This is a genomic window from Xanthomonas maliensis (assembly GCF_009192945.1).
In the GTDB taxonomy this organism is placed as follows: Bacteria; Pseudomonadota; Gammaproteobacteria; order Xanthomonadales; family Xanthomonadaceae; genus Xanthomonas; species Xanthomonas maliensis.
In genome coordinates this window covers 24,216-47,533 of the sequence record NZ_NSET01000012.1, presented here as the reverse complement: position 1 = coordinate 47,533, position 23,318 = coordinate 24,216, and the positions used below count along the sequence as shown (strand labels likewise).

Annotated in this window: 23 protein-coding genes; 17 read left to right on the top strand and 6 right to left on the bottom strand. The window is 68.4% G+C overall.

Annotated features, from left to right (window positions below; all coding sequences use genetic code 11):
* Nucleotides 1-51 precede the first annotated feature (51 nt).
* From CKY51_RS03650 to CKY51_RS03640, 3 genes are all read left to right on the top strand, one after another.
* The gene (locus CKY51_RS03650; protein ID WP_022970727.1) at nucleotides 52-1,821 is read left to right on the top strand and encodes an endonuclease; all 1,770 of its coding nucleotides are present in this window, start codon (nucleotides 52-54) and stop codon (nucleotides 1,819-1,821) included.
* A 171-nt stretch (nucleotides 1,822-1,992) separates the two neighbouring features.
* Nucleotides 1,993-2,325: a divalent-cation tolerance protein CutA gene (gene cutA, locus CKY51_RS03645; RefSeq protein ID WP_022970726.1), complete on the top strand. Its 333-nt coding sequence runs from the start codon at nucleotides 1,993-1,995 to the stop codon at nucleotides 2,323-2,325.
* Between the two features lie 5 nt (nucleotides 2,326-2,330).
* Entirely contained in the window at nucleotides 2,331-4,652 is a 2,322-nt protein-coding gene (locus CKY51_RS03640) for a protein-disulfide reductase DsbD family protein (RefSeq protein WP_022970725.1), read from the top strand.
* Nucleotides 4,653-4,739: 87 nt separating this feature from the next.
* On the opposite strand, the gene CKY51_RS03635 is transcribed toward CKY51_RS03640, so the two are convergent.
* On the bottom strand, nucleotides 4,740-5,648 hold the full coding sequence (locus CKY51_RS03635; RefSeq protein WP_022970724.1) for a LysR family transcriptional regulator: 909 nt from the start codon (nucleotides 5,646-5,648) through the stop codon (nucleotides 4,740-4,742).
* Between the two features lie 219 nt (nucleotides 5,649-5,867).
* Between CKY51_RS03635 and CKY51_RS03630 the strand changes: the two genes are divergently transcribed.
* From CKY51_RS03630 to accC, 10 genes are all read left to right on the top strand, one after another.
* Nucleotides 5,868-6,422, top strand: coding sequence for a type 1 glutamine amidotransferase domain-containing protein (locus CKY51_RS03630; RefSeq protein WP_022970722.1), 555 nt, complete (start codon nucleotides 5,868-5,870; stop codon nucleotides 6,420-6,422).
* A 99-nt stretch (nucleotides 6,423-6,521) separates the two neighbouring features.
* Nucleotides 6,522-7,277: an SDR family NAD(P)-dependent oxidoreductase gene (locus tag CKY51_RS03625; protein ID WP_022970721.1), complete on the top strand. Its 756-nt coding sequence runs from the start codon at nucleotides 6,522-6,524 to the stop codon at nucleotides 7,275-7,277.
* A gap of 210 nt (nucleotides 7,278-7,487) precedes the next feature.
* Nucleotides 7,488-7,979, top strand: a complete 492-nt coding sequence (locus CKY51_RS03620) for a membrane protein (protein WP_022970720.1) — start codon at nucleotides 7,488-7,490, stop codon at nucleotides 7,977-7,979.
* A gap of 460 nt (nucleotides 7,980-8,439) precedes the next feature.
* Nucleotides 8,440-9,918, top strand: a complete 1,479-nt coding sequence (locus CKY51_RS03615) for a PepSY-associated TM helix domain-containing protein (protein WP_022970719.1) — start codon at nucleotides 8,440-8,442, stop codon at nucleotides 9,916-9,918.
* Between the two features lie 77 nt (nucleotides 9,919-9,995).
* Nucleotides 9,996-10,703, top strand: coding sequence for a superoxide dismutase (locus CKY51_RS03610; protein WP_022970718.1), 708 nt, complete (start codon nucleotides 9,996-9,998; stop codon nucleotides 10,701-10,703).
* Between the two features lie 24 nt (nucleotides 10,704-10,727).
* Nucleotides 10,728-11,456 (top strand): DUF2946 family protein, encoded by a 729-nt coding sequence (locus CKY51_RS22930; protein ID WP_162141689.1) that lies wholly within the window; start codon nucleotides 10,728-10,730, stop codon nucleotides 11,454-11,456.
* Nucleotides 11,338-13,323, top strand: a complete 1,986-nt coding sequence (locus CKY51_RS03600; protein WP_031338339.1) for a TonB-dependent receptor — start codon at nucleotides 11,338-11,340, stop codon at nucleotides 13,321-13,323. Before CKY51_RS22930 ends, CKY51_RS03600 begins: the two co-directional genes overlap by 119 nt.
* Before the next feature lie 446 nt (nucleotides 13,324-13,769).
* Entirely contained in the window at nucleotides 13,770-14,216 is a 447-nt protein-coding gene (gene aroQ, locus CKY51_RS03595) for a type II 3-dehydroquinate dehydratase (protein WP_022970716.1), read from the top strand.
* A gap of 86 nt (nucleotides 14,217-14,302) precedes the next feature.
* The gene (accB, locus tag CKY51_RS03590) at nucleotides 14,303-14,785 is read left to right on the top strand and encodes an acetyl-CoA carboxylase biotin carboxyl carrier protein (RefSeq protein WP_022970715.1); all 483 of its coding nucleotides are present in this window, start codon (nucleotides 14,303-14,305) and stop codon (nucleotides 14,783-14,785) included.
* A gap of 138 nt (nucleotides 14,786-14,923) precedes the next feature.
* Nucleotides 14,924-16,291, top strand: a complete 1,368-nt coding sequence (gene accC, locus CKY51_RS03585; protein ID WP_152248899.1) for an acetyl-CoA carboxylase biotin carboxylase subunit — start codon at nucleotides 14,924-14,926, stop codon at nucleotides 16,289-16,291.
* Nucleotides 16,292-16,553: 262 nt separating this feature from the next.
* On the opposite strand, the gene CKY51_RS03580 is transcribed toward accC, so the two are convergent.
* The 3 genes from CKY51_RS03580 to CKY51_RS03570 are packed head-to-tail and all read right to left on the bottom strand — an operon-like array spanning nucleotide 16,554 to nucleotide 18,126.
* Entirely contained in the window at nucleotides 16,554-16,775 is a 222-nt protein-coding gene (locus tag CKY51_RS03580) for a hypothetical protein (RefSeq protein WP_022970712.1), read from the bottom strand.
* Between the two features lie 59 nt (nucleotides 16,776-16,834).
* The gene (locus CKY51_RS03575) at nucleotides 16,835-17,197 is read right to left on the bottom strand and encodes a hypothetical protein (protein WP_022970711.1); all 363 of its coding nucleotides are present in this window, start codon (nucleotides 17,195-17,197) and stop codon (nucleotides 16,835-16,837) included.
* Nucleotides 17,194-18,126: a hypothetical protein gene (locus CKY51_RS03570; protein ID WP_425479844.1), complete on the bottom strand. Its 933-nt coding sequence runs from the start codon at nucleotides 18,124-18,126 to the stop codon at nucleotides 17,194-17,196. The genes CKY51_RS03575 and CKY51_RS03570 overlap by 4 nt, the downstream gene beginning before the upstream one ends.
* Nucleotides 18,127-18,311: 185 nt before the next feature.
* Between CKY51_RS03570 and prmA the strand changes: the two genes are divergently transcribed.
* Complete coding sequence (prmA, locus tag CKY51_RS03565; protein ID WP_022970709.1) at nucleotides 18,312-19,232, top strand: 50S ribosomal protein L11 methyltransferase; 921 nt, start codon at nucleotides 18,312-18,314, stop codon at nucleotides 19,230-19,232.
* A gap of 1 nt (nucleotide 19,233) precedes the next feature.
* Here the strand turns inward: prmA and CKY51_RS03560 are convergent, their stop codons facing one another.
* The gene (locus CKY51_RS03560; protein WP_031338332.1) at nucleotides 19,234-19,704 is read right to left on the bottom strand and encodes a hypothetical protein; all 471 of its coding nucleotides are present in this window, start codon (nucleotides 19,702-19,704) and stop codon (nucleotides 19,234-19,236) included.
* 146 nt (nucleotides 19,705-19,850) lie between these two features.
* Here CKY51_RS03560 and CKY51_RS03555 point away from each other — a divergent pair, with 146 nt between their 5' ends.
* The 3 genes from CKY51_RS03555 (at nucleotide 19,851) to fis (ending at nucleotide 21,732) form a co-directional block, all read left to right on the top strand.
* Nucleotides 19,851-20,228 carry a helix-turn-helix domain-containing protein gene (locus CKY51_RS03555; protein ID WP_022970707.1) on the top strand — a complete coding sequence of 126 codons (378 nt, stop codon included), beginning with the start codon at nucleotides 19,851-19,853 and terminating at the stop codon, nucleotides 20,226-20,228.
* A gap of 90 nt (nucleotides 20,229-20,318) precedes the next feature.
* Nucleotides 20,319-21,344: a DUF3426 domain-containing protein gene (locus tag CKY51_RS03550; protein WP_152248898.1), complete on the top strand. Its 1,026-nt coding sequence runs from the start codon at nucleotides 20,319-20,321 to the stop codon at nucleotides 21,342-21,344.
* A gap of 115 nt (nucleotides 21,345-21,459) precedes the next feature.
* Nucleotides 21,460-21,732 carry a DNA-binding transcriptional regulator Fis gene (gene fis, locus CKY51_RS03545; protein WP_022973659.1) on the top strand — a complete coding sequence of 91 codons (273 nt, stop codon included), beginning with the start codon at nucleotides 21,460-21,462 and terminating at the stop codon, nucleotides 21,730-21,732.
* A 313-nt stretch (nucleotides 21,733-22,045) separates the two neighbouring features.
* On the opposite strand, the gene CKY51_RS03540 is transcribed toward fis, so the two are convergent.
* Nucleotides 22,046-23,128, bottom strand: a complete 1,083-nt coding sequence (locus tag CKY51_RS03540; RefSeq protein ID WP_022973657.1) for a sterol desaturase family protein — start codon at nucleotides 23,126-23,128, stop codon at nucleotides 22,046-22,048.
* Nucleotides 23,129-23,318 lie beyond the last annotated feature (190 nt).

Here is a 23,318-nt window from a genome sequence, read left to right as displayed (position 1 = left end):
GGAGCGCCCGTACAGTCGAGCGCGCAGTCCCCCGATCACAAGGAGTTGTCGATGCGGTTGCCTCATCTGGTGTTTCCCCTGCTCAGCGCCGTGGCGCTGGCCCTGCCCAACGCCCACGCGGCGGTCTTCATCAACGAATTGCACTACGACGATGCCGGCGCGTCCGGCGATAGCGGTGAGGCGGTGGAGATCGTCGCCACCGCCGGCGAGTCGCTGAGCGGCTACCGGCTCTCTCTGTACAACGGCAGCACGCCCAGCGCGGCCACGGTCTATGCCAACACCGCCGTGCCGGCCGGCAGCCTGGTCGAGTGCGGCAGCCAGGTTCGCATCGCCACCGTCGCCTATGCCAGCAACGGCATCCAGAACGGCCCCAACGACGGCCTGGCCCTGGTCGATGGCAACGGCCAGGTGGTGCAGTTCCTCAGCTACGAAGGCAGCATCACCGCCAGCGGCGGCCCGGCGGCGGGCATGACCAGCCAGAATCTGCCGGTCAGCGAGAGCAGCAACACCCCGGTCGGCAGCTCGCTGCAATTGACCGGCAGCGGCAGCGGCGCCAGCGACTTCCGCTGGACCAGCGGCGCGGCGCAGACCTTTGGCGCCTGCAACCTGGGCCAGCGCTTCGCCGGCAGCAGCGGGACGCCCGGCGGCGCACCGACCATCACCGGCACCGTCCCCAGCGACGGCGCTACTGGCTTTCCCGCCGCCGGCGACCTGGCGGTGACGTTCAGTGGGCCAGTGACCCTGGGCAACGGCGCGTTCGCGCTGCGTTGCGCCAGCTCCGGCGAGGTGGCGCTGAGCTACCCCAGCAGCGGCACCCGGTTCGCGCTGTCCACCAATACCGCCCTGGTCGGCGGCGAACGTTGCACACTGGCGATCACCGCTGCGGCCATCCGCGATGCCAGCGGCCTGAGCCCGGGCGCCGACCAACGCATCGGCTTCACCGTGGCCAGCGCCAGCAACGGCGCCACCGGCTACTACCAGCGCGTCAACGCCTCCAGTCCCAGCCAGCTGCGCTGCTCGCTGCACGCCACCATCAAGGGCCACACGGTCTACCCCTACAGCGGCAGCGGCACCAGCACCTGGACCATCCTGGAGATGGCCGACGAGGATCCCAACAACAGTGGGCGGATCCTGGACGCCTATCGCAACCGTAGCTATGCCAAGGGTAGCGACCGTGCCGGCACCGGCAGCGGACTGACCTACAACCGCGAGCACAGCTGGCCCAACTCGCTGGGCTTTGGCAGCGCCACCGGCGACCGCGGGCTGCCGTATGCGCCCTATACCGACACCCACATGCTGTATCTGACCGACACCGCCTACAACGCCGACCGCGGCAACAAGCCCTACGGCAACTGCACCAGCAGCTGCGGCGAACGGGCGACCGAGGTCAACGACGGCAGCGGGGGCGGCAGCGGGCGCTATCCAGGCAATTCCAACTGGGTGCGCACGCCCGACGGCAACAGCGGCACGTTCGAGGTCTGGGGCCGGCGCAAGGGCGACCTGGCGCGGGCGGTGATGTACATGGCGATCCGCTACGAAGGCGGCACCGATGCGGCCACTGGACAGTCCGAACCGGACCTGGAACTGACCGACGACCGTAGCAAGATCGTGCAGACCGCCGCCTCGCCGGCGTATATGGGGCTGCTGTCCACGCTGTTGGCCTGGCACCAGGCCGACCCGCCGGACGATGCCGAGCGCGCACGCAACGAGGTCATCTTCAGCTTCCAGGGCAACCGCAACCCCTTCATCGACCATCCCGAATGGGCCACCGCCAGCCTGTTCACCTCGGCAAAGCCAGCCAGCTGCCAGTTGGCCAACTGAACCACGGCCTCCCGCCCGGCACAGCCGCCGGGCGGGACCTGCCGCCCGCCGCCCACGGCCGGCCCGGCCGGCCCGGCCGGGCCGGCTCCGCGCCCACGGACGAAACGTCTGCGCGATGGCGGAAGCAGGAATCGCGCGCCCGCCGATAGGGGGATTACACTGCCGGGTCCGATGAGCGCCAGTTCCCTCCATCTGTTGTTCAGCACCTGCCCGGATGCGGCCAGCGCCGAGCGCATTGCGCAGGCCTTGCTGGACGAACGGCTGGCCGCCTGCGTGACCCAATGGCCCGGGGCACAGTCGCTGTATCGCTGGAATGGTGCGATCGAACGCAGCCAGGAAATCCAGCTGCTGATCAAGACCTGGGAGGACCGCCTGCCCGACGCGATTGCACGGCTGCAGGCATTACATCCCTACGACCTGCCGGAAGCGGTCGCGCTGCCTGCCAGCGCAGTCCTGCCGGCCTATCTGGAATGGGTTCGGGCCGAAACCCGCGAGGAGCCCTGACGTTGATGAAGTCCCTGTCCCGCTGGATCGCCCATCGCGCCCTGCGCCTGAGCGTGTCGCTGCTTGCCCCCTTCGCCTTGCTGTCCACGTCGGCGCAAGCCGCCGTGACCGAGGCCGATTTGTTGCCGGTGGACCAGGCCTTCGTGCTGAGCGCGCAGGCCACCGACCCTGACCACATCGCCCTGGACTGGAAGATCGCGCCGGGCTACTACCTGTATCGCCACCGCATCCGCGTGACTGCCGGCGATGGCTTCGTCGCCCAGCCGCTGGTGCTGCCCGAAGGCCAGCACAAGCACGACGAATTCTTCGGCCAGGTGCAGACCTATCGCCAGCAGCTGCATGCGCAGTTGCCCGGCAAGGCCGCGCCCGGACAGCGGGAAGCGGTCCTGCAGGTGCAATACCAAGGCTGCGCCGATGCCGGCGTGTGCTATCCGCCACAGCGGCGCGAACTGCGGGTGGCGTTGCAGCAGGCACCGGCCGCCGCCGCGGCGGCAGCGCCTGCCGCGCTGGCGCCGAACGCCTCCAGCGCCACGCCGCTGTTCGGTGCGCCCGGGACGATGGCCGGGATGGATGCGCTGCCGCTGCCGGCCGATCAGGCGTTTCGCTTCGAAGCCATCGTCGGCGACGGCAATCGCCTGCTGCTGCGCTTCACCCCGGCGCCGGGCTATTACATCTATCGCGACCGCACGTCGCTGGCGGTCGAGGGAACCAGCGGCATCCGCCCCGGCGTACCGCGCTGGCCACAGGGCAAGCCGCATCGCGACGAGCATTTCGGCGACGTGGTGGTCTACTTCGACCAGGCCGACGTCACCCTGCCGCTGTTGCGCGACCACGCCAAGCCGGCGCGCATGACCCTGGTCAGCACGTTCCAGGGCTGCCAGACCGATGGCATCTGCTACCCGCCGATGACACGCCGGGTGACGCTGGACCTGCCGGCCGGCACCGTCTCGCCGCAGAACCAGGCGCAGGCCACACCGCTGATGATCGCGCCGCTGACGGCCGGACAGGCCTCCGCCGAGCCATCCGCCCCTTCGGCACCGGCACCAACACCGGCGGCCGCAAGCGCCGCGCCGGCCGCCGATGCGGCGGCGGGCAATGCGCAGCGCACCACGCCGCCGCACCTGGACAAGAGCCTGCCGGTGATCCTGCTGCTGGCCCTGCTCGGTGGGCTGGTGTTGAATCTGATGCCCTGCGTGCTGCCGATCCTGTCGCTGAAGGTGCTTGGCCTGGCACATAGCGGCGAGAGCCGCAGCCATGCGCGCAGCCACGCCATCTGGTATTCGCTGGGCGTGCTGGTGTCGTTCGCGGCGATCGGCGGGCTGGTGATCGGCCTGCGCGCGGCCGGCCAGGCTGCCGGCTGGGGCTTCCAGCTGCAGCAACCCTGGTTCGTGGCGATGCTCGCCTACCTGATGTTCGCGGTCGGCCTGAGTCTGTCGGGGGTGTTCACCCTGGGCGGCAATCTCGGCGGCATCGGTCAGTCGCTGGCCGCGCGCAACGGCCCGCTGGGCGACTTCTTCACCGGCGTGCTGGCCTGCGTGGTCGCCAGCCCGTGCATCGCCCCGTTCATGGGCACCGCCTTGGCCTATGCCTTCACCGCCCCGGCGGTGCTGGCGATGCTGGTGTTCCTGGTGCTGGGCCTGGGATTGGCGCTGCCGTTCCTGTTGATCGGCTTCGTCCCGTCGCTGGCCCGGCGCCTGCCGACGCCGGGCGCGTGGATGGAAACGCTCAAGCAGGTGCTGGCGTTCCCGATGTATCTGACGGCGATCTGGTTGCTGTGGGTGCTGGGCAAGCAACGCGGTGTGGATGCGCTGTCGCTGATCCTGGTCGGCGCCACCTTGCTGGCGCTGGGCGTGTGGTGGTTCGAACGCAGCCGCTGGCACAGCCACCGGTTGGGCATGGGCCTGGCCGCGGCGATGCTGCTGCTGGCGATCGTGCCGGTGGTGGCGGTGACCCGGCTCAGCCCGCCGCGCAGCGCGGCCGCCGAAGGTGCAGTGGCGTATACCCCGCAACTGCTGGATCGGCTGCGCGCCGACAACCGCGTGGTGTTTGTCAACATGACCGCCGACTGGTGCGTGACCTGCAAGGCCAACGAGAAAAACGTGTTGTCCAGCGCCGAATTCCGCGATGCCTTGCGCCGCGTCGATGCGGTGTACATGAAGGGCGACTGGACCAATGTCGATCCGCAGATCAGCGCTTTTCTCGATCAGCACCAGGCAGTCGGCGTGCCGCTATACGTGGTCTACGGGCCCGGCACGCCACCGGCGGTGTTACCGACGGTGCTGACCAACGCGATCACCGAGGATGCGCTACTGCGCGCAGCGCGCTGAGCAGCGCTGCACGCAGACCCCGATCGCAGCCATTGCCTCCACTGAGCGCGCCGTCGCGCGGCCTGCACCGACAGTGTCGGCCTGCCGTCAACGGCGGCGGATGCCGGCCGGGCCGGCGTCGATCAACTGCGGGAGATTGGCCAATACCGTCTGCAGGATGGGCGAGGGATTGTCGCTGCGATAGCCGAGTGCGATATCGATGGTCGGCTGCGGCCCGGCCAGCGGACGACTGACCACCGACCACGGCAGCAGCGGCTCCACATAGCGCGGCAGCAGCGTCACCCCGCGGGTGGAACTGACCAGCGAGATGCCGGTGCCGAAGTCGTCCAACTGATACCCGCTGGGCGCCAGCGTGATCGCATTGTCCCTGCAATACGCCGTGACCACCTCGCGCAGCACATGCGGGATGTCCGAGTAGCCGATGAACGTCTCGCGTTCCAGTTCCTGCGGATCGATGGCCGGTTCGCCGGCCAGCCGGTGGTCGCTGGGCAGGATCACCAACAACGGCTCCTGCGCGATCACCTCAAAGCGCAGGTCCGGCCGCGGCTCGACGCGCAGGAAGCCCAGGTCGACCTCGCCACGTTGCAGGGCATCGGCCAACGAGGGCGACTGCAGGCTGACGACCTTGAATTCGATAGTGGGCAACTCGTGGCGCAGTAACCGGGTCAGGTGTGGCAACCAGTCGACCTCCTGCCCGGTCAGAAAGCCGGCGGTGAAGCTCTCCCTGGACAGGCGGGCGGTGCGTCGCGCCGCATCTACCGCCGCGGCGGCATGACTCAATGCCAGCCGTGCCTGCTCCAGGAAGGCGGCGCCCGCGGCAGTCAGCTCGATGCCGCGGGCGGAGCGAATCAACAACTCGGTACCGACTTCCAGCTCCAGATCCTTGAGCTGCCTGCTCAAGGACGGCTGCGAAGTGAACAAGCGCTGGCTTGCCGCAGTGGTGACGTTGCCTTCTTCGGCGACCGCGACGAAATACCGCAGGTGTCTGAGCTCCATGCCGATCCATGCCTCACAAGCATCGCTGGCCATCACACAAAGTCTTTCTCCTCCGCGCTGCCGCTGCCTAACCTGCCGACAGCCGCAGACACCTCCCCCGCCCCACCATCACCCTCGCGCACGCGCCGCGCTCGCGCCGGTTGCATCAGCTCCAGCGCAAGCGACAGGGGTGTGTCGCGCATCCCCCCATCGTAGCAACATCACTGCAAGGAGTGACTCATGTCGCATGCCCCATCGGCGTCCATCCTGATGATGGCCACCAACGGTTACGAAGACAGCGAATTGTTCGACACGCGCGCCGCGTTGCTGGGCGCAGGCTTCCAGGTCACCCTGGCAGCGCCGGACACGCGCCCGCTCAAGGGCGTTGTCTGGAATGCGCAGGCGGGCGCCTCGCGCGCCTCCACGCAACACATCACCCCCGATCGCACGCTGCAGGCGGTGACGATCGACGAATTCGACGCGCTGGTGTTGCCAGGCGGACTCAGCAATCCGGACACGCTGCGCATGGAGCCTGCCGCCATCGAGATCGTGCGCAGCTTCATGCAGCAAGACAAGGTGGTGGCGGCCATCTGCCATGCGCCGTGGTTGTTGGTCGAGGCCGACCGCCTGCACGGCCGGCGCGTCACCGGCTGGTATTCCATCCGCCGTGATCTGGCCAATGCCGGTGCGGAAGTGATCGATGCGCCCGTCGTGATCGACGGCAAGTTGATCACCAGCCGCATGCCGGCGGATATCCCTGCTTTCGCCGACGCCATCATCCAGGCCTTGCACTGATCACTGCACGCTCGCTGCCAAGCGCAAGCCGTTCTTCAGTCGCCACCACAGGCGGTGGCGACGTGGGCAGCGCTGCAGCCGCACCCCACAGGACACTCCATGCACACACTCACCCTCGTGACCGGTGCCAGCCGCGGCCTGGGCCGCAATACGGCACTGCAGATCGCCCGTCATGGTGGCGATGTCATCGTCACCTATCGCACTGGCCAAGCCGAGGCGCAGGCCGTGGTCGATGCGATCCGCGCCATGGGCCGCAAGGCCGTCGCGCTGCCCTTGGATGTGGCCGACGTCGCCACGTTTGCCGAGTTCGCCAAGCGCCTGCAGCAGGCACTGCAGAACGTCTGGGGGCGCGAGCAGTTCGACCATCTGGTCAACAATGCCGGGCACGGCGAGATGGCCAGCTTTGCCGATACCACGGTCGAGCAGTTCGATCGCTTGTTCGCCGTCCATGTCAGGGGCGTGTTCTTTCTGACCCAGGCGCTGTTGCCGCTATTGATCGATGGCGGGCGCATCGTCAACACCTCCTCCGGTCTGACCCGCATCTCGTTTGCCGGTTTCTCGGCCTACGCGGCGGCCAAGGGTGCAGTGGAGATCCTGACGCTCTACCTGGCCAAAGAGCTGGGCGCACGCGGCATCACCGTCAACACGGTGGCGCCCGGCGCGATCGCCACCGACTTCCTTGGTGGCGCGGTCCGCGACACGCCCGATCTCAATGCGCAGTTCGCCGGAATGATCGCACTGGGCCGTGTCGGCGTGCCCGACGACATCGGCGCGATGATCGCCAGCCTGTTGTCGGAGGACAATCGCTGGATCACCGCACAGCGCATCGAGGTCTCCGGTGGCCAGGTCATCTGACGCCGGCGGCATCGCCTGTTGCCCCCCGCCGGCGGGCGCGCTGCCAGATCCAGGCAAGACCACGCCTGCCAGTTTGGTCATACCGGGCACCTGCGCCCGCTGTCACATCCGCATGGCTGCGCTTGGGTGTCCGCAGGCTGCGACAACGCGTCGCAGCTGACCTGCGGGAGGCGTGATAACCCGACCACGCCATGCACCTACAATGGGGGCGTGCACTCCCTCGCCTTCCAGCGCAGCGTGTCCTGGCTGGCCTGCCTGGCCATGCTGCTGATGTTGCTCGCCCCGCTGGTGAGTCGCGGGATGCTGGCGTGCGCGCCAAGCACTGCGCACATGCAGAGCATGCATGCGCCTGCCGCCCCGGAGGCGGTCGCGCCAGCGGCCATGTGCACGCCGGCAATGGCCCCCACGACCGCGGCCGATCCGCATCACCACGGCGCGCACGCGATGGCGAACGCGGATTCCGTGCCTCCGCCGATGCACGTCCAGGCCGCACCGACTCCGCAGCACCCGGCCGGACGCGGCGAGGACGGCGACTGCGCGTATTGTGCGATCGCCGCGCGTCTGCTGGTCTTCGCGGTCGCCCTGTTGGCCGTATTGCTGGTGGTCCCGCTGATCCGCGACTGGCTGCCGCAGCGGCTGGCGCGCGTGCCACGCGGACCAACCGGGCAACTGGGCGCGCGCGGCCCGCCCTGCATGGCGTAAGCCACGGCGGGTCCCTGCCCCGCCGTCGACATGCCTGCGCGCCCCCGCACTGCGTTGCCTGCAACGCGGCGTCGGCGCTGCATCCCTCTTGCTCACGCTCCTCGCCTTCGGCGGGGCGGCGTCGCTTGGTACGACCTCATGTCTCGCGATTGTTTCTCTGCTTCCTCCTGCCGATGCTGGGCACACGGCTGCGTTGTCGCACGTGCGCGCCAGCAAACACCACGCTGCGAGGACCGGTGTCTGCCGAAGCCCCTGCGCGTCGACCTCAGCGGCCGCGCGCGCCCGTGCCGCCTGCGCCATCCCGGCGACGACGGATATCGCCGCAGTCACCCGCAAGCCGGCCGCGCGCTGCGCGCACCGCATCATCGTCGTCGCAACGCGCACTGTCAGCGCGTACCGCGGCGCGCGCAGCGCGGCACACTGGCCGCCGCCGCGACGATCTCCACGGGAGGACGCTGACATGCAGACGCACACGATGCAGCGCGCGCGCGACCCGTTGCGCTTCTATCGCGCGGTGTGGCGCTGGCACTTCTACGCCGGCCTGCTGGTCGTGCCATTCGTCGCCTGGTTGGCGCTGACCGGTGCGCTCTACCTCTACCAAAAGCCGATCGATCGCTGGGCCCACCACGCGTTGAAGGTGGTACAGACCAGCACACGACCGCCCACCCTGCCCAGCGCCCAGCTCGCGGCGGTGAGGGCAGTGGCCGATGGCGCAGTGTTTCGCTACACCACGCCGGAGCGGCCGGACGGCAGCGTGGAGATCGGCGTCTTGCGTCCGGATGGCGCGCGCACGGTGTACTACGTGGATCCCACCTCCGCGCGGGTGCTGGGGCAGTTGCCGGAGAAGGGCACGGTCTCCGGCATCGTGCGCCGCCTGCACAGCCTGGCGCTGGTCGGCGAGCCGGCACGTGCGTTGATGGAGATCGCGGCGGGTTGGGCGATTCTGTTGGTGCTGACCGGCGTGTACCTGTGGTGGCCACGTGGCCAGCGCGGCGGCGTCACCAGCGTGCGCGGTCGTCCCGGCCAGCGGCTGTTCTGGCGCGACCTGCATGCCGTCACCGGCGTGTGGGTCGGCGCGGTGCTCATCTTCCTGGCGATCACCGGCATGCCCTGGTCGCTGGTGTGGGGCAAGCAAGTCAATGCCTGGGCCAATGGACACCACTATGGGTATCCGGCCGGTGTGCGGGTGCAGGTGCCGATGTCGCAGCAGCACCTGACCGACCTGACCACGCCGACCTGGTCGCTGCAGCAGGCGCAGTTGCCGACCTCACAAGCACCTGCGCACGCGCATGCCAGCACGATGCCAGCGCATGCCGATCATGCCGACCACGGCGACCACGGCGACCAAGGCGACCAAGGCGACAGTGTGCTCGCCACGTTGACGCCGCAGCCGGGTGCCATCGGCATCGACGCCGCGATGCAGCGCTTCCAGGCGCTCGGCCTGGCGCCGGGCTTCAGCGTCAGCCTGCCGCGCGGCCCGCGCGGGGTCTATACCGCCTCGGTCTATCCGGAGGCGGTGGCGCGCCAACGGGTGGTGCATCTGGATCAGTACAGCGGTCAGGTGCTGCTGGACATGGGGTATCGCGACTACGGCGCACTTGGCCGTGGCCTGGAATGGGGCATCAATGTCCATCTCGGCCAGGAGTACGGCACCGCCAATCGCGTGTTCCTGTTGCTCGCCTGCCTCGCCATCGTGCTGCTATGCGTCAGCAGCGCGGTGATGTGGTGGAAGCGCCGTCCACTGGGCGGGCTGGGCGTGCCACCGCTGCCCAAACAGGGCCGCAGCGTCGCGGGCGTGTTCGCATTGCTCTGTGTTGGCGGTGCACTGTTTCCCCTGGTCGGCCTGTCGCTGCTGGTGGTCGGCCTGCTCGATTGGCGATTCACACGCGGCTGGCGCAACGCGCCACAGGACGCTTCGCACTCACCTCAAGGTACCTAACGCGCTCTAGACACCACAATCCACCGCCCATCCGGGCAGCCCGCAACGCAGTTCACCATCACTGGAGGCAAGCACGTATGCAACGCATCGCCCTGAAAGCCCTGTGCATCACCGCCCTGCTGTCGGCCACATCGCTGGTGTCGGCGGCCGACGCCACCCGCACGCCCTTCACCCTGCCCGACCTTCCGTATGCCACCAACGCGCTGGAGCCGGCCATCGATGCGGAAACCATGCAGATTCACCACGATCGCCATCACAAGGCGTATGTCGACAACCTCAACGCCAAGGTGAAGGACTATCCGGCATTGGCGCAGATCTCGCTGGAAGATCTGCAAGCGCAGATCTCGCGTTACGACACCGCGGTGCGCAACAACGCCGGTGGCCATTACAACCACAGCCTGTTCTGGACGTTGATGGCTCCCGTCGGCAAGGGTGGGGCGCCGTCGCCTGCGCTCAAGGCCAAGCTCGTGCAGACCTTCGGCTCGCAGGAGGCCTTTCAGAGCAAGTTCTCCGAAGCCGCCAGCAAGGTGTTCGGCTCCGGCTGGGTGTGGCTGATCGTCAAGCCGGAAGGAGCGCTGGCCATCACCACCACACCCAACCAGGACAATCCCTTGATGGATGTGGTGTCCGAGCGAGGCACGCCGCTGTTGGCGCTGGACGTGTGGGAGCACGCCTATTACCTGCACTACCAGAACAAGCGCGCCGACTACATCAAGGCGTGGTGGACGCTGGTCAACTGGAACGAGGTCAACACCCGCTACGCAGCGGCGACCCACACGCACTGATCGCGCGCCGCCCCACCGCCGCCCATGCACCTGCGCTCCCACCCGTTCACCGGCGTGCTTCGCGGCCTGGCCGTGTTGGCGGCGCTGTTGCTGGCAGCGGCACCGGCCGTCAGCCATTGGCTGGCGGCCGCCCCGACCGCTGCCTGGGCTGGCCCCCTGTGCAGCGCGCATGCCGCAGGGCATGCGCTGCCGAGCGCCGGATGGCCGAGCGCGCCGGCAGCGGATCATCATCACGATCATCGCCTGCCATCAGCCGAAGCCTGCGCCTACTGCGTTCTCGCCAGCGGCTTGCTGACGCCGCCGCTGGGCCGTTGGCAGCCGCTTGCACCATCGTCGATGGTCTTGCGCGCACCTGCCCGGCCAGGCGCCGTCTTCCCCTGCGCCGGCAACCCGGCACACCGCCCACGTGGTCCTCCAGCAGCGACGTCGCTTCTGTCTCTCCGACGTCCGCGCCCAACGGCGCCTCACCTGTTCTGGAACGACCATGCCTGTCTTTCTTTCCCATTTTCGCCCGGGGCGTCTGGCCCTGGCCTTCGGTGCCTGCGCGCTGCCACCCGTACCGGGCACTGCGCAACAGCTCGACGATCCGCTCACCCTGGACACCGTCCGCGTCGTCGACGACCGCCCGGGGACGCTGCAGGACACCAGCAGCACCGGTTCGGCGCTGGGCCTGCGCCTGATCGACACGCCCGCCAGCATCAGCGTGCGCACGCGCGCGCAACTGGACGCAGCTGGCGATGCCAACCTCAATGATGCGATCAGCCGCAGTGGTGCCATCAGCGCGATGGCGCATCCCGGCAATAGCCTGAGCGCGCTGTCCACCCGCGGCTTCACCGACAGCACGTCGGTCATGCGCCTGTACGACGGCCTGCGCCAATACGGCGGTATCGGCGTCACGTTTCCGTTCGACACCTTTTCGATCGAGCGTATCGAGGTGCTGCGCGGGCCGGCCTCGGTCATCGATGGCGATGGCGCCATCGGCGGAGTCGTCAACGTGGTGCCGAAAAAACCGCATTTCGGCGCGATCGAGAACCTGCTCTCAGCAACGCTCGGCAGCCAGGAGACCGCTCGCTGGGGCATCGACAGCGGCGGCGCGCTGGCGCCCACGCTCGCCTATCGCGCCACGGTCAGCGGCAATCGCAGCGCTGGCTGGGTGGACCGCGGCGAGCAACGCGATGCCACCGTCTCTGCCGCACTGCTGTGGCAGGCCAGTCCAGATCTGCAGCTCACCCTCAGCCATGCCGATGGCGATCAACACCCGATGCGCTACTTCGGCACGCCGCTGATCGACGGACAGCAGCTTGCCGCCGTGCGCCACCGCAACTACAACGTCGCCGACAGCCTGATGCATTTCCGCGACCGTTGGAGCCAGATGGAGGCGCTGTGGACACCCACCGACGCGCTGGAATGGCGCACCCGCCTGTACCGCATCGACAGCCGGCGGCAGTGGCGCAATGCCGAAGGCTACCTCTACGACCCTGCCAGCGGCCTGATCGACCGCTCCGACAACACCCAGATCCTGCACCAGCAGGAGCAGACCGGCATGACCTCGACGCTGCGCGTGCGCCACGCCATCGGCGCGGCGAGCAATACGATGGCGCTGGGAGTGGATGCCAATCGCGCCGACTTCCGCCACACCAACAACACCTACACCGGCAGCTCCGGGCCGGTGGATCCGTTCGACCCGATTCCCGGGCTGTTCGTCAGCGCCGCGCCCACCCTGCCGCGCTATCGCAACCACGCCAGTCAGGCGGCGGCCTTCCTGGAAGATCGCCTCGCACTGAGCGCGCGTTGGTCGGTGCTGGCCGGTGTGCGACATGACCGTGCCACGCTCGAACGCACCGACCTGATCAGTGGACAAGAAGCGTTTTCCCGGGTGTACAGCACGACTGGCTGGCGGGTCGGCACAGTGTTCGCGGTGCAACCCTCGCAGTCGTTCTACGCGCAGTATTCGGCCGCCGCCGACCCGATCGGCGGGCTGCTGATGCTCAGCCCCGCCAATGCCAACTTCGACCTTGCGCGCGGCAGGCAACTGGAGATCGGGTGGAAGCAGGCCTTCGCGCGTGGGGAGTGGACGCTGGCGGCCTATCGCATCCGTAAGACCGGCCTGCTCAGCCGCGATCCGGCCGACCCGGACCGCAGCGTACAGATCGGTGCACAGACCTCCCGCGGCGTGGAGGCCGCGCTGACCTATGCGTTGAGCGACGCCTGGTCGCTGGACCTCACTGCCAGCGCGCTGCACGCCGCGTTCGCCAACTTCCTCGACAGCAGCGGCGCAGCGGGCGTGGTGGTGTCGCGCGACGGCAATGTCCCGCCAAACGTCGCCGAACGGCTGGCCACTGCCTGGCTGAGCTGGCAGCTGCATCCGGACTGGCGCCTGGCCGGCGGCGTGCGCTACGTCGGCAAGCGCTATGCGGACAACGCCAACACCCTGGTGCTGCCGGGCTATGCCACGACCGATGTGGCGCTGAGCTGGCAGGCGCGCCCGGCCACCCGTCTGAGCGCGCGGATCTTCAACCTTTTCGACCGCACCTATTACACGACCGCGTACTACACCGACACCCAGTGGTTCGTCGGCCCGGACCGCCGCATCGAGCTCACCCTGGAGCAGCGGTTCTGAGCGGCCGCCGCCGCGTCCACATCGGGGGGCGCGGCGGCCCCGCAGGCATGGCGCTGCCAAGCGTCAGGCGGGCGTCCGGCTGGATCACGGGCGCGATCTGATGCTGCTGAATGCGCGGACGACCCGCGACACCGGTCGGGGCGACCTCCGGTGCCGCGCGCAAGAAACACCGTGGGGCGGACTGGGCAGCACCGTCGGTGGTGGCCTGCGCCGCGCACGATGCGGAGGTCGCCAGCGCGCGATACCGCCCGCAAGCGAGCGCTACCTTTGCGTTGGCTCGCTGGCTGCTGCCAGGCGCCTCTCGCCCTCCAGTGCCGTGACCGCTGCGGCCTGCCCTAGCGGACGGCAGATTTAAAACGGTCGTTTAAAACACACATAACTTCGCCAATCTGGACAGCATCGCCGGCATCGCGCAGACTCCCGGCCTTTCGACTCTCGCGGTTGCCATGGCCCACCTGCTGCTCCTGCACGGCCCCAACCTCAACCTGCTCGGTACCCGCGAGCCGGAGGTCTATGGGCGCACCACCCTGGCCCAGATCGATGCGGCGCTGGTGGACCGGGCGCAGGCGGCCGGGCATCTACTGGATTGTCTGCAATCCAACGCCGAGCACGTGCTGGTCGAGCGCATCCACGCCGCCCGCGACGACGGCACCGCCTGCATTCTGATCAATCCGGCGGCCTTCACCCATACCTCGGTGGCATTGCGTGACGCCTTGCTCGCCGTTGGCCTGCCCTTCGTCGAGATTCACCTGTCCAACCCGCATGCGCGCGAACCGTTCCGGCAGCACAGCTATCTCAGCGACAAGGCCGCCGGGGTGATCAGCGGATTCGGTGCCGACAGCTACCGCTTGGCGCTGGAAGCGGTGATCGCCCGCCTGGAGCGCGACGCATGAGCCCACCCCGCTAACGATCGCCCACCTGCTTTCCTTTTCGCCGGCCTGCGCCGGCCCACTCGCCCGATTCACCTCAAGAGGCCCTCATGGATCTCCGCAAAATCAAGAAGCTGATCGACCTGCTCGAAGAATCCAATCTCGCCGAAATCGAGATCAAGGAAGGCGAAGAAAGCGTGCGCCTGGCGCGCGTGCCCAAGGGCAGCGTCGTGGCCAGCGCACCGGCGCCGCAATACGTGCAGGCACCGGCCGCGCCCGCGCCGGCTGCCAGCATGCCGATGCAGTCGCCCACCGAGGCGTCCACCGGCGGCGCCAAGCAAGGCGCCGCGCTGCCGGATGGCCATGTGCTGCGCGCGCCGATGGTCGGCACCTTCTACACCTCGCCAGCCCCGGACAAGCCGGCCTTCGTCAGCGTCGGCCAGCAGGTCAAGGCCGGCGACACGCTGGCGATCATCGAGGCGATGAAGATGTTCAATCCGATCGAAGCGGACATCTCCGGCACCATCGTGGCCATCCTCGGCGAAACCGGCCAGCCGGTGGAATTCGACCAGCCGCTGTTCGTGATCGGCTGAAGAAGCCGGGACTCGGGACCCGGGACCCGGGACCCGGAAGAGCAAGAGCGCCGAGCTTGACGTGCCGCTGCTGCTTTTCCGGGTCCTGGGTCCCGCGTCCCGGGCCCCGAACACCCCTTGCGTTCGGAATCCCATCCCATGCTCGATAAAGTCGTCATCGCCAACCGAGGCGAAATCGCGCTGCGCATCCTGCGCGCGTGCCATACGCTCGGCATCCGCACGGTCGCGGTGCATTCCACGGTCGACCGCAATCTCAAACACGTGGCCATGGCCGACGAGTCGGTGTGCATCGGCCCGGCCGCATCCAGCGACAGTTATCTCAACATCCCGGCATTGATCGCCGCCGCCGAAGTCACCGACGCGCAGGCCATCCATCCCGGCTACGGCTTCCTGTCGGAGAATGCCGATTTCGCCGAGCGGGTGGAGCAGTCCGGCTTCATCTTCATCGGCCCCAAGGCCGACACCATCCGCCTGATGGGCGACAAGGTCGAAGCGATTCGCGCGATGAAGTCCGCCGGCGTGCCGTGCGTGCCCGGCTCGGGCGGCCCGCTGGGCGATGACATCGTCGCCAATACCAAGATCGCCCGCGAGATCGGCTATCCGGTGATCATCAAGGCCGCCGGTGGCGGCGGCGGCCGCGGCATGCGCGTGGTGCATTCGGAAGCCGCGCTCAAGGCAGCGATCGAAACCACCAAGTCCGAAGCCAAGGCCGCCTTCAGCAACGACCAGGTGTACATGGAGAAGTTCCTGGAAAATCCGCGCCACGTGGAAATCCAGGTGCTGGCCGACGGCCAGGGCAATGCCATCCATCTGGGCGAGCGCGACTGCTCGATGCAGCGTCGCCACCAGAAGGTGGTCGAAGAAGCGCCGGCACCGGGCATTACCGAAGAACTACGCAACGAGATCGGCAAGGTTTGCGTGGATGCCTGCATCCGCATCGGCTACCGCGGCGCCGGCACCTTCGAGTTCCTGTTCGAGAACGGGCGGTTCTACTTCATCGAAATGAACACCCGCATCCAGGTCGAGCATCCGGTGACCGAGCGCATCACCGGCATCGATCTGGTCTGCGAGCAGCTGCGCATCGCCGCCGGCCACAAGCTCAGCATCAAGCAGAGCGACATTGTGCTGCGCGGGCATGCGATCGAATGCCGCATCAACGCCGAGGATCCGGAAACCTTCATGCCCAACCCGGGCCTGATCACCGCCTTCCATCCGCCGGGTGGACCGGGCGTGCGCGTGGATACGCACATCTACAGCGGCTACAAGGTGCCGCCGAACTACGACTCGATGATCGGCAAGCTGATCGTGCATGGGCCAGATCGCGACACTGCGATTGCGCGCATGCGCGTGGCGCTCAGCGAGATGGTGGTGGACGGCATCAAGACCAATATCCCGCTGCAGCAGCGCATCATGCGCGACAAGGGGTTCCAGGCCGGTGGGCAGAATATCCACTACCTGGAAAAGCGCCTGGCCGAGCGCAAGAACAAGTCGATCGCGCTGACCTGATCCCGGCTGGACATTGCGGCATCTTCCGACGGCATGCCTTCTGGCATGCCGTTGTCGTTTTGGCCTTGGGGATGACGCAAGCATGTATCGCACTGACGCAACGCGCGGGCAGCCCATCGCCCGTCATGCCTGCGCGCGATACATCAACACGCGGTGTGCCTGACACGTGCGTCGCGGTAACGCCATCGCGACATCAAGACCCGGGTGTGCAGTACTCGCAATAGATGAAGTCCGCAGCGGCCAGCAGCTGCACTGCGCGCCGCTACGCCACTTCGGGGGACGTCACCGAAAACCAGCCGCCATCGCGGCCCATCGCCTCGACGCGCTTGTAGCGAGTGCCGATCGGCACCGGCACGCAACGACAGCTCTCCTGATGCAGAACGGCCCGGCGCGTGGGCTTGTCGAGATTCAGCAGCATCTTGGTCAATACGTAACTGCGCATGGCGTGCAACGCGACGACATCCCGCAACATCGCTGCCTGCACCGCCCCGACGCCTGCGTGCGCACCGATCCTGCTCGCCCGAGCAGCGGCAGGCGCGGCGCTCAGTGATGCGGCGGCGCCTGCTGGCTGCCGGCCACCGGCACCGTGCCATTGGCCGAAGAAGGATCGACGATGGTCATGGTCTCGGTGGAGCCGTCCGGCCAGACGATCTGGAAGGTCGACCCTGTGGGCAAGGTTGCGAACGGCATCCCGCTGCTGGCGCGATACACCGCCGCCACCTGGCTGGCACCGTGCCGACGCTGCTGCTCGTCGGCCTTGACCGTGGTCAGCTTCACCGACAGCGGCTGATAGCGGTGATCGGCGGTATCGATCATCACCACACCGACCGCCGCGGCCGAATACGCCACGAACAGCGCCACCCAGAACCAGAACTTGGCGCCATGCACCCAACGACGAACATTCATGACTGCGCTCCCGATCCCGATACCAACGACTCGGCCATCTCGTCCACTTTGTCTGCCCCCTGCCGCGGTACCGCGGCATCGAATACGAAGGACACGAAGTCCTGTGCGCGATCGCGCGAGCAGATGCCCGCGTTGGCGCAATAACTGGTGACCAGCGTGCTTTGCGCGCTGCAATCCAGGCCCAGCCGGCAGGCGGCGACCTGCCAGGCCAATTCGGCGAATTGGTCGCCGGCCACGTAACCGTGCAGGCTGTCGTCGCCACTGGCGCGCGCGCCCATCGCCGGCGCCAGCGCCAAATACGCCTCCGGATCGCGCGAGGCCAGCACCCGCTGCACCAGCAGGCGCTTGTACTCCTCCGAGCGCTGCAGCGGCTCGCCTTGCGCCAGCAACGCCGCTTCGGCCGCCAGGCTGCCCGCACGCGCGGCGGCGCGACGTTGTTGCACCACCGCTGCCAGCCCCAGGCCATCGCTGGGTGCGAAGCCCGCGCAGCGGCGCGCCACCTGCGCCCGCGCCGCCTGCATGGCGGCCATGCCCGGCGCGTGCTGGCTGGCGATCCAGGCGCTGTCGGCGGCATAGCCGGCCGGGCTGTGGGCGTAGGGCGCGCAGTAGTCATAGACCCGGCTCAGTCGCCAGCCTGCCTGGGCATCGCCAGCACGCACCTGGCGCTGCAGCTGCTGCGCATAGCGGTAGAGATCCGGATGCGCCTCCACCGCAGCAGCGACAGCGACCGGCGTGGCCGGCTGCGCCCCATCGGACGCCCGTGCGGCCAGTGCGACCGGCGTCGCGACAGACGGCGTGGCGACTCCGGCAACGACGTGCGTGGGCGCAGTCTCCGGCCGGCGCGCCTGCCACCAGACACCTGCCGCACAGGCGGCAGGAGCAAGCAACAACCAGAGATGGCGGGCACGCAAGGACGGCATGACGGGCAGGCGGCAGGGCCAAAGGCCGCAAGGCGACGCGCGGAGTCTAGCACCCGCACGATCAGCGGCCGGTCGGCCGGCGGGTGCGGAAACGAGCGCCAGCGCCACCGACGCCGCCTCCGGACCGCACGGGGCGGGCCGGTCGGATGGTCCAGATGGTCTACGATGCGGGTTTCCTCGCGCGACCGTACCGAATGCCGTTCCTCGAATTGACCCTGCACTGCACCGACGCCACCCAGCCCCGTTTCGAGAACGCCCTGGAGGACGTCGGCGCCTTGGCGGTGACCTTGCTCGACGCCGATGCCGACAGCAGCAACGAGCGCGCCATTCTCGAGCCCGGTGTCGGCGAAACGCCGCTGTGGAATGCGGTGGTGCTGAGCGCACTGTTCGACGGCGACAGCGATGCCTTGGCGATCCTGGCGGCGCTGGAGGCCTTCGACCCTGGGCTGGATTGGCGCAAGGTGAGTTTTCGCACGGTGGAGGATAGCGACTGGGAACGCGCCTGGCTGGATCAGTTCCGGCCCATGCAGTTTGGCGAGCGCACCTTCATCGTGCCGTGGAACCACGCCTTGCCGGATGCCGCCGACACGCCACAGGCCGCGGTGGTCCGGCTGGACCCCGGCCTGGCGTTCGGCTCGGGTACCCATCCGACCACGGCGCTGTGCCTGCGGTGGCTGGACGGGCTGGCCGCGCAGGGGCAGCTGCAAGGGCAACAGGTGCTGGATTTCGGTTGCGGCTCCGGCATCCTGGCCCTGGCCGCGCTGAAGCTGGGCGCGGCCGGCGCGGTGGGTGTGGACAACGATCCGCAGGCCTTGCTGGCCACCGCCGACAACGCCAGCCGCAACGCGGTGGAGGCACAGTTGCGCGTCTACCTGCCGCAGGACGCGCCGGCGCAGCGCTACCCGATCGTGTTGGCCAATATCCTTGCCTCGGCGCTGGACGCCCTGGCCGAGACCCTGGCCGCGGCGGTCACGCCCGGTGGGCGGATCGCGCTGTCGGGCATCCTGCATGGTCAGGAAGCGCCGCTGCTGGAACGCTACGCCGCCTGGTTCACCCAGTTGCAGTGCACCCGCGAAGAGGACTGGATGCGCATCGACGGGGTGCGTCGCGATTGACTCAGCGGCGCAGGCCGCACTGGCGGATCTGCGCGGTGGTCACCGCGTCGCGACAACTGATCGCATGCAGGCGCACCACCGGTTCCCAACCGGCGCGCTGCAGGGCCCGGTTACGCCAGACCGCGGCGCTGCCGGCCGCCCAACCGCGCAACAGGAGCTCGCCGACCAGCAACACCGCCCACACCCATGCTGGCGTGCCGTGTCTCCATGCGGCCGCAAGCGCCAACCCCAACAGGGCGACGCCGACGAGCAGCAGCGTCCAGCGTCGATGACGCACTGCCCATCCGCGCGGGACCAGCGCAGCGTCGACATCGATGCCGTCGGCCACCGCCGTCCAGGCCTCACCACGGCGCCACACCTGGTGACGCGGAGCGCCCCGGTAGCGAACGATGGCCGGATCCAACGGGGAGGCTGCCGGCCAGTCCCTTGGCGGGACGTGGGGTGCGCGGCGGCACCGATGTGTCCTGGGCATACGCGTCTTCCTTGAACGTCACGCCGGCATAGCGCTACCGGCCGCTTTGACAGTATCGCAAACATCACTGAATTAGAAAGGCATACGAACTATCGCGCGATGGGCCTGGGCTATATCTCCGGACCCGCCACCGTCCCTGGTGCTTAGTGAGCAAGCTGTACGAACGCGTGCGCGATGCACGCAGCCTCACCAAACTGACGCAGGAGTCCCTGGCCGGCGAACTCGGGGTGACCCGCAGCGCCGTGGCGCAATGGGAGATGGCCGAAGGCACGGCGCCGTCGGTCGAGAACCTGATTGGCCTGGCCAAGCGCAGCGGCATGGCGTTTGAATACCTGGCGACCGGTCGCGGCGAACGTGTGTTCGGGCCGCCGGCCATCGGCATTGCCGAAGAGCCGGCGCACTACCGCCGCCTGGATGAGCAACAGCAAGCCCTGCTGGCCTGTTTCGATGCACTGGCGCCACGCCAACGCAGCGGCCTGCTCGACCTGCTGCAGGCCCAGGGCCGGCCTCGCCGGCGCCGTTGAGCAGCACGGCCCACGGCGACGACGGTCGCCTGGGTTCGCCCAGCGCCGCATGCGTGATTGAATAGGGGTCTTCCCGCCGCCCGCTTGCCGATGTCAGAGACCTCGCCTCCGCGCCGCCCCCTGGCCACCTTTCTGCGTGCCAACCCGGCGGCGCCGCCGTTGCTGCCGACCCCGCCGGTGGGTGCCGATGCATCCGCGCCGGAGAACAGCTCGCCGACAGCACCGCCTGCCTCCAGCGCTGCACTGGACGCCTCGGCGAGCGCGCCGGTGCTGCCATCGCCCACGCCACCGCTCCGGCCCACGGGCGAGGTGTCCGTGCCGGCGAGCGATCCGGCAGCCACCGCCTCGGCATCCGCCACCGCTGGGGACGAGCGCAAGCCGGCCCCTGCCACCGCAGCGGCGCCGACAGACGCAGCGCCGTCCTTGTCCGAGACGGGGCGCACCGCGGCCGAGCGCACGCACACCGCAGCCGCCACGCCCAATGCGCGGACGCACGCACCGCAGCCGCTGGCCGAGGCGGATGCCGCCGGCGTGGGCGCTGCCAGCCACGCCCCGCGGCAGAGCGCTGCTGCGGCGCCGGCCGCCCCCCGTCCTGCGGGTGCGAATGCACCGTCCTTCCTGCGCCGTGGCCATCAGCGTCCACGCCTGCGCGCTGGCGCACGCCACTGGGGCCTGCTCGCCGGCCTGGTGCTGCTGTTGGCCGGACAGATGGTGCTGGCCGACCGCGCGCACCTGGCCAGCGATGCGCGCTGGCGCCCGCTGGTCGTCCGCGTCTGCAATGTGGTCGGCTGCCGCGTGCCGGCCTGGCGCGAGCCAGCCGCCTTCACCCTGCTGACGCGCGAGGTCCGGCCACTGGCCGGAATGCCGGGCGTGCTGCAGATCCAGGCCAGCTTCCGCAACGATGCGCGGTGGGCGCAGGCCTGGCCCTGGCTGCAACTGTCGCTGTCGGATACCGACGGGCGGGTGATCGGCGCGCGGGTGTTCGCGCCGCAGGACTACCTGGGCAAGGCGCCCGTCGCCGAGGACACGCTCGCGCCCGGACAAGCGGTGCAGGTGGCCTTCCGGGTGCGCGAACCCGCCGCGAGCACCGCCGCGTTCAACTTCGACTTCCGCTAAGCGGACCGGACCTTGAACGGGCGACACGCGGGCGTGGCGAGGGGCCGGGTCACGCGCTAGACTCACTCCCCCTCGCCGGCCCGCGCGGCCCGGCCTCGTGACATTGGGAACTCTTTTGAACGCAGCCTCCTCCCGTCCTGACGCCAGTCGTGGCGCGCCCAAGTCGCCGCTGCGCGAACACGTCGCCCAGTCGGTACGCCGTTACCTGCGCGACCTGGACGGCAGCGACGCCGACGATGTCTACGAGATCGTGCTGCGCGAGATGGAGATCCCGTTGTTCGTCGAGGTGCTCAATCACTGCGAAGGCAACCAGAGCCGCGCCGCTGCCCTGCTTGGCATCCATCGCGCTACCTTGCGCAAGAAGCTCAAGGAATATGGGTTGAGTTGAGGGGCGGGATGTTCGGGACCCGGGACCCGGGACCCGGGACCGGCGAAAGCGTGTCATGACGGGCGGTTCGCAATCGTGCGTTGCTGACGTTATACGCGCCAAGCAGGCGCGCCACGCAGTGCCGTTGTTGATCCGACATCTGCGATAAACCGCAGGTCCGATAACACATGTCGTGATGCGCGGCACTGCAATGGCACAACGCCAGGAACTGTCATCTGGCAAGGCGGCGTTCGATCACCAGCGTTCGCACACCCAACGCGCGGAATAACCCGCGGGTCCCGGGTCCCGACTGTCGACTCCCTCCTTCCCTGCGCTACGCCACCGAGTCGGCCGCTGGCGCTTCGCTCTGCGCCGGGACATCGGCATGGGCCACCGGGATCGGTCGGTAATCCTCGCCGAATGCCACCTCCCCGGGCATCCAGCCGGCACGACGGCGCACCGCGCCCCAGAAGCGCTTGAGACCTTCCAACTGCAAGGCCAACAGCCCCAGGTCGTTGTCGCGGTCGACCATCGGATCGCCAACCCCGGTGGGCCGCACCGGCTCGCCATACAACGCGGTCCCGAACAGCACATCCCAGACCGCGAAGACCTGACCGAAGTTGCAGTTGTGCAGGTTCGGCCGCTGCGGGTCCACGCGCATGTGATGCAGGCGATGAAACGGCGGATCCACCAGGAGCTTATTCAATACCGGGCCGAAACCGAAACGCACGTTGGCATGCGAGAGGTTCTGCACCAGCTCTCCCAACAGCATCAGCCAGGCAAATTCGTCGGCCTGGATCCCGAACGCCACCCCCACCGCGGCCAGCACGAACGACTGCAGCATGCCGTCCAGGTAATTGCTGCGATCGTTGCTCCAGCAGCTGAGCTGGCGTTGACTGTGGTGCATGCTGTGCATGGCCCACCACCACGGCATCCAGTGCTGGATCCGGTGCATCCAGTAGTAGGTGAAGTCGTAGGCAAGGTAGTACAGCGCGAACAGCGCCAGCGGATGCTGGCCCAGCCACGGCCAGGCGTCACGCAGGCCCCGGTCCGACGCGGACACGGCGCCGGCATCGGCGCCGCCCAGCGCATTGACCAGCGGAGTCAACAGCAGAAACGAGAACAGCGGGAACACCCCAACCAGCATCAGCCAGGTGTAATGGAAGTCGATGCGCGCCAGGCGCCGATGCGGCCAGTGCTCGGCCGGCCACAGACTTTCCAATGGTCGGAACACCAGACCGATGATGCTCAATTGCAAGGCGGCGATCAGCAACGATGCGGCGATGTCGCGGGGATCATCGCTGAGCCCGGTCAGGTGCAATGCGGCAAGCAACGGCGCCACCGCATGATCGGCGAGCAGATCGACCAGGGCAGACCAGACATGGATCGGGGCCGCAACGACGGCAACAGGGAGCATGCGCACAGGACAACGGCGGCACGACGACCGGGCGCTCCAGGGTGACGCTTGCACCTTTCGTGAAGCTGTCGGGACCCGGGACCCGGGTCCCGCACCAGCATGTCATGACGTATGACGTTTCAATGGCGTAGCGGCACATGCTCCGACTGCTGCAGGTGCGCCTTCGATCCAACATCGCTCGCGAACCCAA

Coding starts and splice junctions, on each gene's coding strand:
- CKY51_RS03650 (WP_022970727.1), top strand. CDS start 52: ATGCGGTTGCCTCATCTGGTGTTTCCCCTGCTCAGCGCCGTGGCGCTG.
- cutA (WP_022970726.1), top strand. CDS start 1,993: ATGAGCGCCAGTTCCCTCCATCTGTTGTTCAGCACCTGCCCGGATGCG.
- CKY51_RS03640 (WP_022970725.1), top strand. CDS start 2,331: ATGAAGTCCCTGTCCCGCTGGATCGCCCATCGCGCCCTGCGCCTGAGC.
- CKY51_RS03635 (WP_022970724.1), bottom strand. CDS start 5,648: ATGGAGCTCAGACACCTGCGGTATTTCGTCGCGGTCGCCGAAGAAGGC.
- CKY51_RS03630 (WP_022970722.1), top strand. CDS start 5,868: ATGTCGCATGCCCCATCGGCGTCCATCCTGATGATGGCCACCAACGGT.
- CKY51_RS03625 (WP_022970721.1), top strand. CDS start 6,522: ATGCACACACTCACCCTCGTGACCGGTGCCAGCCGCGGCCTGGGCCGC.
- CKY51_RS03615 (WP_022970719.1), top strand. CDS start 8,440: ATGCAGACGCACACGATGCAGCGCGCGCGCGACCCGTTGCGCTTCTAT.
- CKY51_RS03610 (WP_022970718.1), top strand. CDS start 9,996: ATGCAACGCATCGCCCTGAAAGCCCTGTGCATCACCGCCCTGCTGTCG.
- CKY51_RS22930 (WP_162141689.1), top strand. CDS start 10,728: ATGCACCTGCGCTCCCACCCGTTCACCGGCGTGCTTCGCGGCCTGGCC.
- aroQ (WP_022970716.1), top strand. CDS start 13,770: ATGGCCCACCTGCTGCTCCTGCACGGCCCCAACCTCAACCTGCTCGGT.
- accB (WP_022970715.1), top strand. CDS start 14,303: ATGGATCTCCGCAAAATCAAGAAGCTGATCGACCTGCTCGAAGAATCC.
- accC (WP_152248899.1), top strand. CDS start 14,924: ATGCTCGATAAAGTCGTCATCGCCAACCGAGGCGAAATCGCGCTGCGC.
- CKY51_RS03575 (WP_022970711.1), bottom strand. CDS start 17,197: ATGAATGTTCGTCGTTGGGTGCATGGCGCCAAGTTCTGGTTCTGGGTG.
- prmA (WP_022970709.1), top strand. CDS start 18,312: ATGCCGTTCCTCGAATTGACCCTGCACTGCACCGACGCCACCCAGCCC.
- CKY51_RS03560 (WP_031338332.1), bottom strand. CDS start 19,704: ATGCCCAGGACACATCGGTGCCGCCGCGCACCCCACGTCCCGCCAAGG.
- CKY51_RS03550 (WP_152248898.1), top strand. CDS start 20,319: ATGTCAGAGACCTCGCCTCCGCGCCGCCCCCTGGCCACCTTTCTGCGT.
- CKY51_RS03540 (WP_022973657.1), bottom strand. CDS start 23,128: ATGCTCCCTGTTGCCGTCGTTGCGGCCCCGATCCATGTCTGGTCTGCC.